This window comes from Paenibacillus cookii (genome assembly GCF_018333375.1).
Taxonomy (GTDB): Bacteria; Bacillota; Bacilli; order Paenibacillales; family Paenibacillaceae; genus Paenibacillus_AQ; species Paenibacillus_AQ cookii.
Map to the genome: position 1 here is coordinate 35719 of NZ_BORW01000039.1, position 8484 is coordinate 44202.

8 protein-coding genes are annotated in these 8484 nt (G+C 49.1%); 3 read left to right on the plus strand and 5 right to left on the minus strand.

Features of this window, described 5'->3' with window-relative positions; translation table 11 throughout:
• Positions 1-64: 64 nt before the first annotated feature.
• A complete protein-coding gene (locus KI367_RS23485; protein ID WP_036714747.1) occupies positions 65-370 on the minus strand; it encodes a 4a-hydroxytetrahydrobiopterin dehydratase in 306 nt (101 codons plus the stop codon).
• 189 nt (positions 371-559) lie between these two features.
• Positions 560-853, minus strand: a complete 294-nt coding sequence (locus KI367_RS23490) for a hypothetical protein (protein ID WP_212952375.1) — start codon at positions 851-853, stop codon at positions 560-562.
• 336 nt (positions 854-1189) lie between these two features.
• On the opposite strand from KI367_RS23490, the gene motA reads away from it, so the two are divergent.
• Both motA and motB read left to right on the plus strand, forming a co-directional pair.
• A complete protein-coding gene (gene motA, locus KI367_RS23495; RefSeq protein ID WP_212952376.1) occupies positions 1190-1990 on the plus strand; it encodes a flagellar motor stator protein MotA in 801 nt (266 codons plus the stop codon).
• Positions 1974-2783 (plus strand): flagellar motor protein MotB, encoded by an 810-nt coding sequence (gene motB, locus KI367_RS23500; protein WP_212952377.1) that lies wholly within the window; start codon positions 1974-1976, stop codon positions 2781-2783. Before motA ends, motB begins: the two co-directional genes overlap by 17 nt.
• An 81-nt stretch (positions 2784-2864) precedes the next feature.
• On the opposite strand, the gene rluF is transcribed toward motB, so the two are convergent.
• Both rluF and KI367_RS23510 read right to left on the minus strand, forming a co-directional pair.
• The gene (rluF, locus tag KI367_RS23505; RefSeq protein WP_212952378.1) at positions 2865-3569 is read right to left on the minus strand and encodes a 23S rRNA pseudouridine(2604) synthase RluF; all 705 of its coding nucleotides are present in this window, start codon (positions 3567-3569) and stop codon (positions 2865-2867) included.
• A complete protein-coding gene (locus tag KI367_RS23510) occupies positions 3559-5880 on the minus strand; it encodes a PAS domain S-box protein (protein ID WP_212952379.1) in 2322 nt (773 codons plus the stop codon). The genes rluF and KI367_RS23510 overlap by 11 nt, the downstream gene beginning before the upstream one ends.
• 671 nt (positions 5881-6551) lie before the next feature.
• Between KI367_RS23510 and tadA the strand changes: the two genes are divergently transcribed.
• On the plus strand, positions 6552-7016 hold the full coding sequence (tadA, locus tag KI367_RS23515; RefSeq protein WP_281422529.1) for a tRNA adenosine(34) deaminase TadA: 465 nt from the start codon (positions 6552-6554) through the stop codon (positions 7014-7016).
• 147 nt (positions 7017-7163) lie between these two features.
• Here tadA and KI367_RS23520 read toward each other — a convergent pair whose 3' ends face one another.
• Positions 7164-8249 carry a DUF6612 family protein gene (locus tag KI367_RS23520; protein ID WP_212952380.1) on the minus strand — a complete coding sequence of 362 codons (1086 nt, stop codon included), beginning with the start codon at positions 8247-8249 and terminating at the stop codon, positions 7164-7166.
• Between the last annotated feature and the right edge of the window lie 235 nt (positions 8250-8484).

The window sequence follows — 8484 nt, forward strand, 5'->3', positions numbered from 1 at the left end:
CGCTTCGCGCATGACCCGCAAGGTCTGGCGAAGCGTGTTTTTTTGCTATCGGTTTTCTTATTTTTTAGCGTTTCTCGCCTGAGCGCATTTTTTCGAACAATTCGTTAAACTGATGCGCTTCCTTGATGTCGAGCGCGGTGATGCCGCCGTCATCCCATGAAGTCAGCCGCAGCGTTACGTTCTTATGGTCAATCGTGATGAAGGGATGGTGATCGAAGGCTTCGGAAATCGCCGCAACCTCGTCGACGAACGAAATCCCCTTCATGAAGTTGGAAAAAATAAATTTCCGCACGATCCAGCGTCCTTCCTCCAGCTCCCAGCCTTCCAGCTTCGCTAAATGCGCTTCCACTTCTTCTAGCGTGTAAACCATATTCTCATTTCCTCCCTGAAACCAAACACCCTCGTATCGAAATTTAAAAAAGGATGCTGCTTATCCATGCTCTTGTTGACTTTTCCCATTGTATTCCGATCGTTGAATAAATATGAATATGGCCGCCTTGGCCCAGAACTTGTTATATCTTACCATGGCGGACATTCAAAAATCCATTCGGCGCTTGGACTAGATGAGTGGGACTACAGTCAGTTCCTCGTCCCCGATCAGCAGATTGATCCGGTGGTTGGCCTTGTCGTACATGACGACGCCGCCCCCTACCTCAATGACCGGCTCGGTACCCAAGGCATAAAACAGGTCTTCCGCAAGCGCCTCATGAACCTCCAGTTTCTCCTCGGGACTCAGCAGCAGCCATTCGCCGCCATCCATCTCAAAAAACAGGTAGCTGTCCGGGATGCCTCCCACCGCCTCCGTTAAATCCTTCAATATTTCGTCATATTCACGCCCATGTTTGACTCCCATCGGCTTTACCTCCATCTGGTCTATGTCGTCTAAACGAATCGAATCGGGCGAACCATGGATCGGCTCCGCCGTCTTTACCGGCTCCGAAGGACGGCTTTTTCTTTTTTCTTAGTTCATTGTATGTAGGGCCCGCGCTGCCAACTGTACGATTCTCCCATGCCAGGATAGGTCCGATGAACCCTTATGTTTCATTATAACGGAAAAACCCCCTTAAAAAAAAAGCCGTTCCTGACGATAAATATTATAATTACGTTTTTGGTGAGACACCATGCTTGCAAGGATGCAGCCTTGGTGCGCGAAAGGATTCAATTTTATTTCTCATGGATGAGGTGCGCAATGGAAATTTCAACACTTATCGGCCTAATACTCGGGTTGGTCGCGGTCCTATTCGGTATGGTACTCAAAGGTGCGCCTTTGGTATCCCTTCTTACCCCCGCCGCTTACGTCATCATTCTCGGGGGCACGGCTGCTACGTTATTTATTGGTTTCCCGATGTCAGAGATTAAAAAATTCCCTAAGCTGATCAAAATGGTGTTCGCTAAGCAAAAGCTGGTCGAACGCCGCGAACTCATTGCCATGTTCATGGAATGGGCCTCCATTACCCGCCGCGAGGGGCTGCTGGCCCTGGAAACGAAAGTCGAAGAGATTGACGACCAGTTTCTACGCAACGGCATGCGGATGATCATCGACGGCAACGACCAGGACTTCGTGCGCGACGTATTAATGGAAGATATCGCGGCAACGGAAGAACGGCATCGGGCCGGCGCTTTGCTATTCTCCCAAGCCGGCATGTACGCTCCGTCGCTCGGGGTGCTTGGCGCGGTCGTCGGTTTGATCGCGGCCCTGACCAAGATGGAGAACATGGGCGAACTCGCTCACGCGATCGGCGCTGCCTTTATTGCGACGCTCCTGGGTATTTTCACGGGTTATGTATTATGGCATCCGATTGCCAACAAGCTGAAACGATTGTCCAAAAAGGAAATCGAATTGAAACTGATGATGATCGAAGGGCTTTTGTCCATTCAATCCGGCGTATCCACGATTGCGATCAGTCAAAAGCTTTCCGTCTTCCTGACCCCTTCCGAGCGTGCTCAAATGAATGAGAAGGAGGATGCTACAGGTGAGCAAAAAGACTAGACATGAACCTCATGAAGAACATGCCGACGAATCGTGGCTCCTGCCGTACTCCGACCTTTTGACCCTGCTGCTCGCCCTGTTTATCGTCATGTACGCGATGAGCGCGACGGACAACAAAAAGTTCGAGGAAATGAGCAAGGCGTTTAATACCGCTCTCAGCACCGGCACCGGGGTACTCAATTTCAGCTCGGCGCTGCCTTCCGACAAAAACCTGGACAAAGGCAAAAAGGACAGCCAAGCCAGCGCCGTCAGCACCGAAGATGGCAAAAGACGAAAAGCCCAGCTTGCAAAACAGGAACAAGAAGACATGGAGAAGTTGAAAAAGCAGCTGGATCAGTATATTAAAAACAACGGCCTGACGAACCTGCTAAACACGAAGCTCAATCAATCGGAACTGACCATTACCATCAGCGACAATGCGCTTTTCGCCTCGGGCAGCGCCGCCGTGAAGCCCGAATCGCGGCAACTGGCATTGGCGATCAGCAATATGCTGCAGCAGTTCCCAAGCTATAACGTCATCGTCTCGGGGCATACCGATAATATGCCGATCTCCAACAGCGAATATGCCTCGAACTGGGATTTGAGCTCGGACCGGGCGCTTCACTTCATGAAAATTTTGCTGAACAATCCGAAGCTGAATCCGGCCATGTTCACGTCGAAAGCCTTCGGGGAATACCACCCGATCGCTTCCAACGATACGGCTGCGGGCCGGGCGATGAACCGCCGGGTCGAAGTTTCGATCATCCGCAAATATACGGATCAGTCGCAGCAAATGCAGGTTCCCAACCCATAGAATGCCCATCAAAAAGCTAAAGCTGTATTTTCGTTGAATAACGATCATACAGCTTTTTTGCGTTTATTTGCGGCATGCCGCCTATTGAAGCTCGTAATGAAGGAGCCGGCCAAGCTCTTTTTTTTCGGCTTCGGTCAAATCGCGCCATTTGCCCTTTGGCAGAGAGCCCAGATGAATGTTCATGATCCGGATTCGCTGCAGCTTGCGCACGGAATAACCGAAGCTGCTGCACATTCTGCGGATTTGCCGATTTTTCCCCTCGGTCAGAATAATTTTGAATACCCGGTCGGAAATTCGCGTCACTTTGCAGGGCAGCGTCATTTCGCCCAATATTTTCACTCCGCCCGCCATCCCCGTCAGAAACGAGGTCGTCACCGGCTTGTCTACCGTAACGATATATTCCTTTTCATGTTTGCCTTCAGAGCGCAAAATTTTGTTGACGATATCCCCGTCGCTTGTCATCAAAATAAGTCCTTCCGAATCCTTGTCCAATCTTCCGATCGGAAAAATCCGTTCCGGATGGCCGACGAAATCGACGATGTTGCCTTTGATATGCTTCTCTGTCGTGCTGGTGATGCCTACGGGCTTATGCAAGGCGATATAGACGTGGCGCTTCTTTTTGGCCTCGAGCGGCCGTCCGTTAATTCGCACGTCGTCCCCTTCTTCAGCCTGGCTTCCCAAGACCGCGACCTCGCCGTTAATCGTCACTTTGCCGCTCTCTACCAGCTTGTCCGCTTCACGCCGGGAGCAAAACCCCGTTTCGCTGATAAACTTGTTAATTCGCAATGGGTTCTTCCCCCTCATGGTTTATGTCTGTTTGCGTCTCCCATGCAATAGGCAACACGATGTCCACCCGCGTGCCTTTTCCCGGCTTGCTGAATATTTCCATCATGCCCTTATGGCCTTCAATAATACCTTGGCTGATCATCAAGCCGAGGCCCGTTCCATTCTCCTTGCTCGTAAAAAACGGCTCGCCGAGCTTAGGCAGGATATGGCTCGGAATGCCGATCCCTTGGTCGGTGATCGTGATCCCGATTTCTTCCCGGCTTAATCGGAACAATTCGATCCGGATGATGCCGCCGTCTTCCATTGCTTCGATCGCGTTTTTGATGATATTGATAAAAACCTGCTTCATCTGGTTTTCTTCGCAGTGGACCTTGTAGTCTTCCGGCTCGAACTCGAATTTGAATTCGATGTCGTACAAATGGGCCTGGCTGTCGAGAAGGTTCACGACGTCGCTCAGGATGCTCCGGATGCTTTTCACCTGGAACTGGGTCGCCTGCGGCTTGGCCAAAATCAAAAACTCGCTCACTATCAAATTGATGCGGTCGAGCTCCGACAGCATAATCTCGTTATGCTGCGGCGACACTTGATTGGTTTCGCGCTGAAGCTGCAGAAATCCGCGCAGCGTCGTCAGCGGGTTCCGTATTTCATGCGCCACGCCCGCGGCCAGCTGCCCGACGGTCGTCAGCTTTTCGGAACGCCGCAGAAGCTCCTCCATTTTGTTTCTTTCGGTCATGTCGCGGGAGACGCTAATAAAGGACGTAATATGCCCATCTTCGTCTTTGACGGGTGCCGTGCTGATGCTGACCTCGACCAGGGAGCCGTCCTTTCGGAGGCGCAAGGTTTCGGTCGGCGGCAGCTGTTCCCCTTTTCGGAGCGCCTGAACGTTTTTGGTCTCCTCTTCCTCCAAAAAGTCGGGGACGATCTGAAGCCTTTTGCCGACGACCTCATGGCTCTTCCAGCCGTACAAATCCTCGAATGCCTTATTGACCTGGATCACCCGTCCGGACCAGTCTACCGTATGAATCGCATCGGCAATTTGCTGGATAATGGACTCGAGATGGTCTTTGACCGATTTGTTTTCCTCGGCCGCCTGCTTCAGCTGATTCGTATAATCATGGAGGCTTGAGGTCATGGTATTGATCCTGTCGGACAAGAGCCCAAGCTCGTCTTTGCTGTTAATGGCAAGCGGCGTATCAAACCGCCCCTCCGTGACGTCCTTTACCTTGGCAAGGATCGATTCCATCGGACGGATGATGTAACCCGCCAGCACATAGCTTCCAAGAATGATGATGACAAGGAGCGAAGCAGAAATGGCGATATAACTCACCAACTGATCGTTTAATACGCTCGAAATCATCTCATAGTCCATCACGATGCTAATAATGTACACTGATTGTTCCGGGCTAAACACCGGAATAAAGCTTTTCAGCACCTTTTTGCCGTGGATCTTGGCCTCGAACATGACATTGGAGCCGGTCCCCACAGCCTTGGACACCGCTTCCTTGTCTTTTGTCACATCCCCATAGTTGTAGGTCCCATACTGGATGGGACGGTTGCGCAATTTTATATTATACCCGTCAAAACCGGTGGTTGTCATATTCTTGTTGCCAAAAGTACGGGGATTGATACATGTGATCTCAAGAATATTTTGGTTTACCTGCTTCGTTTTTTCGAGGATCGATTCCGGGCTCACCAACTTCGCGTAATCGTTGATGACGTCGCTTCGAATGAAGGGGTCGATCAAATAGTTGCGTTTTCCGTCATAATAGTAGCCCCATTTATCGATAAATTCAGGGTTCGATGTCGAATATTCAAATGGGCCCGTCCAGAAATTGTCCAGGGACATCCCTTGCGAAACAGTCACCTTCTGCATATTAAAGAGCTGCTGGAACGCAGTGAACCAGTAACCCCAATCCCGCGTGGATAGCCCAAGCTCGCTCGGATCCGACGATTTGACGACGACAATGTCATCCGCGGTCCTGGCCAAAAGGGATATGTGGGTCACGCCGATTTCCTTGCTCAGTTTCCGGAGCTGGCTGTTTTCAATTTTGCGGTAATCAGCCGGCAGCTCCTTGGCCGCGAGGATGGACGCCATGCGAAGCAGCTCTCCGGCTTCCTCCTCCACGTATTTCGAACTGTATTGGCTTTGCTCGATGGAGGCTGCGATTTGCCTGGCGGCAATCAGCATTTTGCTTTCGCTGTCCCTTTTCAAATTGTCTTGGGTCGTGTAGAAGCTGAGGAGAATATATAGAAGCAATATCAACAGCAAAGAGCCAGACATGACCAGCGTTAATTTATACTTGATGGACAAAGGATCACCTCTTGGCAGTTAGCAAACTTTGGTGAAAAATGACAATACTCTATCATCATAACCCCAAACCCTTGCATTTGAAAAGACGGATAACTTATGTATTTTCTTTCTTCAACGGCCCTTCCGTTCTCCCTGGAATTGATCTTTGGCGTCTCGTTCACTACAATAAGAAAAACGTCTATTGCAGTATTTCTTAGAAGACAGACCACCTTTAGTTGAAGTTTTTCTTGAGATGAAGGGCAGCAGGCTCTTGCAGCGTTATCTTTCCTTCATCTTAAGAAAAATGTCTATTGCAGTACTTCTTAGAAGACACACCACTTTTAATTGAAGTTTTTCTTGAGATGAAGGGCAGCAGGCTCTTGCAGCGTTATCTTTCCTTCATCTTAAGAAAAAAGTCTATTGCAGCTCTTCTTAGAAGACAGACCACTTTTAACGAAAGTTTTTCTTGAGCATGCTGCTAATGAATAACTTATGCACGTTATGCACATATTCACATTTGTTTAAGAACAATTTGTGGATAAATCTGTGTGCAATTAAAAAGTTATCCACAATTATATGCACAGCATGTTAACAAACGAATGCCTGTTCGCTGAATAAACCGCGATTGGAATTTAAGGGGGATTTATATTTTGGAAGAACATTTGAATCATCCTCTTTCTGTGGATGAATCTGTGGATAAAGCTGTGCATGAACGGTGGATGAAAGAAGCCATCGCGGAGGCCAAGAAGGCTGAGGCCATCGGAGAAGTGCCGATCGGCGCGATCATCGTCCGGGGCGATGAAATTATCGGCCGCGGCTACAACCTTCGCGAAACGTCCCAAGATGCGACCGCGCATGCCGAAATCGTCGCTATCCGCCAGGCAAGCCAGGCGATCGGCGCTTGGCGATTGCTGGACTGCCGTCTTTATGTGACGCTCGAGCCTTGCCCGATGTGCGCCGGGGCGATCGTTCAATCCCGCATTCCGCATGTCATTTACGGAACCGGAGACCCCAAGGCAGGCTGCGCCGGCACGCTGATGAATTTATTGCAGGAGCCCCGGTTCAATCACCGCACGGAGCTCACGGTCGGAGTGTTGCAGGAGGAATGCGCAACCATGCTGACGCAATTTTTCCGCAAACTGCGGGGGAAGGCTTAAAATACCAATAGCCCGAAGGCGCTTTTAACTTACGCTAACGATACCACTAACTTTCCAAACATGTCGTCTCCGCAAAACCGCCATCTAACAGCAAAAAACCACCCGGTTCGGGAAGTGTTCCCGACCGGGTGGTTTTGTTTGTGAAGCTTAGTATGCGGCTCCGCCCATTTTTTCTTGCAATTGCTCCATCGTAATGATGTCGCCTTCTTTTGGAATACCGATTTTGAACGTTTGTTTTTCGTTGATCTTGCTGTACTGATTCGTCAATTCCATCGACAGTTTCATGTTTTCTTTTGTCTCAGGATCGTTCATTTCAACATTGATGGCAGCGTTCTGGTAGGAAGGGAAATCCTTCTTGTCGATCGCCGTGTTGATGTTGAACTGGTTGATTTTCAGATAGTTCTTCAGTTCGTTCAGACCTTTGCTCACTTCGTCTTTGTTTGCCGAGGTCAGATCCTTTTTGGCCTCTTCGATTTCTTCTTTCGTCAGGCCAACCATTTCGCGGTATTCGTCTTTTGCGATAATGTCGAGAATTTTAGGAAGTGCTTTGTTGACGAAAATTTCCGCTGCTTCTTTTACGTTTTCGTCCGATACGCTGAACTGCACGACTTGTTTTGCTTCTACGCCTTCAGGCAGGTTCGCGTCTTTCGTGTTAATGTCTTTGAAGTATTTTTTGCCGTCGTATTCCTCGAACAACGCGTTCAACACTTCATTGGACAGCTGCTGAGCTTTTTTCTGATCCAGGGAATCCGGATTGAACGTCGTTCCGCCTTGTTCCGCCAATTCCTTCATGTCCAGCACGAGGTATTTGTTCACCACGTCTTCCGGAAGCGGCAGCATCGGAATGCTTGGAATTTTGACGTACAATTTCTCTTTGGTCATTACCATCGGAATGCTGAAGTTCATCGACATATCGCCCTTCAGATTGATTCCCATGGTCATCTCGGTTTGCATTGGATCGTTTTGATATACCCCATCGATTGTCAATTCGGCGTTTTTGAGCATGCTCATGACTTGGCTGGCAGCTTCATTGTCGGCAGTTTCCTTGCTGGATACCTGCAGATCTTTGATAACCACCTTGCTCTTCATTTCGTACGAAGTCATTTTCATTGCATTCCCGGTGGCGCTCTTCATGGCGTCTTTCGGGTCCTGCTTGCTTGTGCTGCATCCCGCAAGTACCAATGTCAAGGACATGATCAGCGTAAGCATCAGGACTGCAAACTTCTTGTTCATTAATTTCTCTCCTCTCTTTCTCTAGGGCAAAATAGCACACCTTTTCATCATAAACCACTTTCAGGATAACGTGAACAGTTTTTTGGAAATTTTATGATTGGAAAATAATTAGGGCTTGCTGAATAATCAAAAAATCCTTATCTCACAAGGGTTTAGAGGCACTATTGTCGAATTCATCTGCAAAGAAAACACGGAAAATCGGTAAAAAACCTTGCAGATGGAGTGAGCGAAAGTG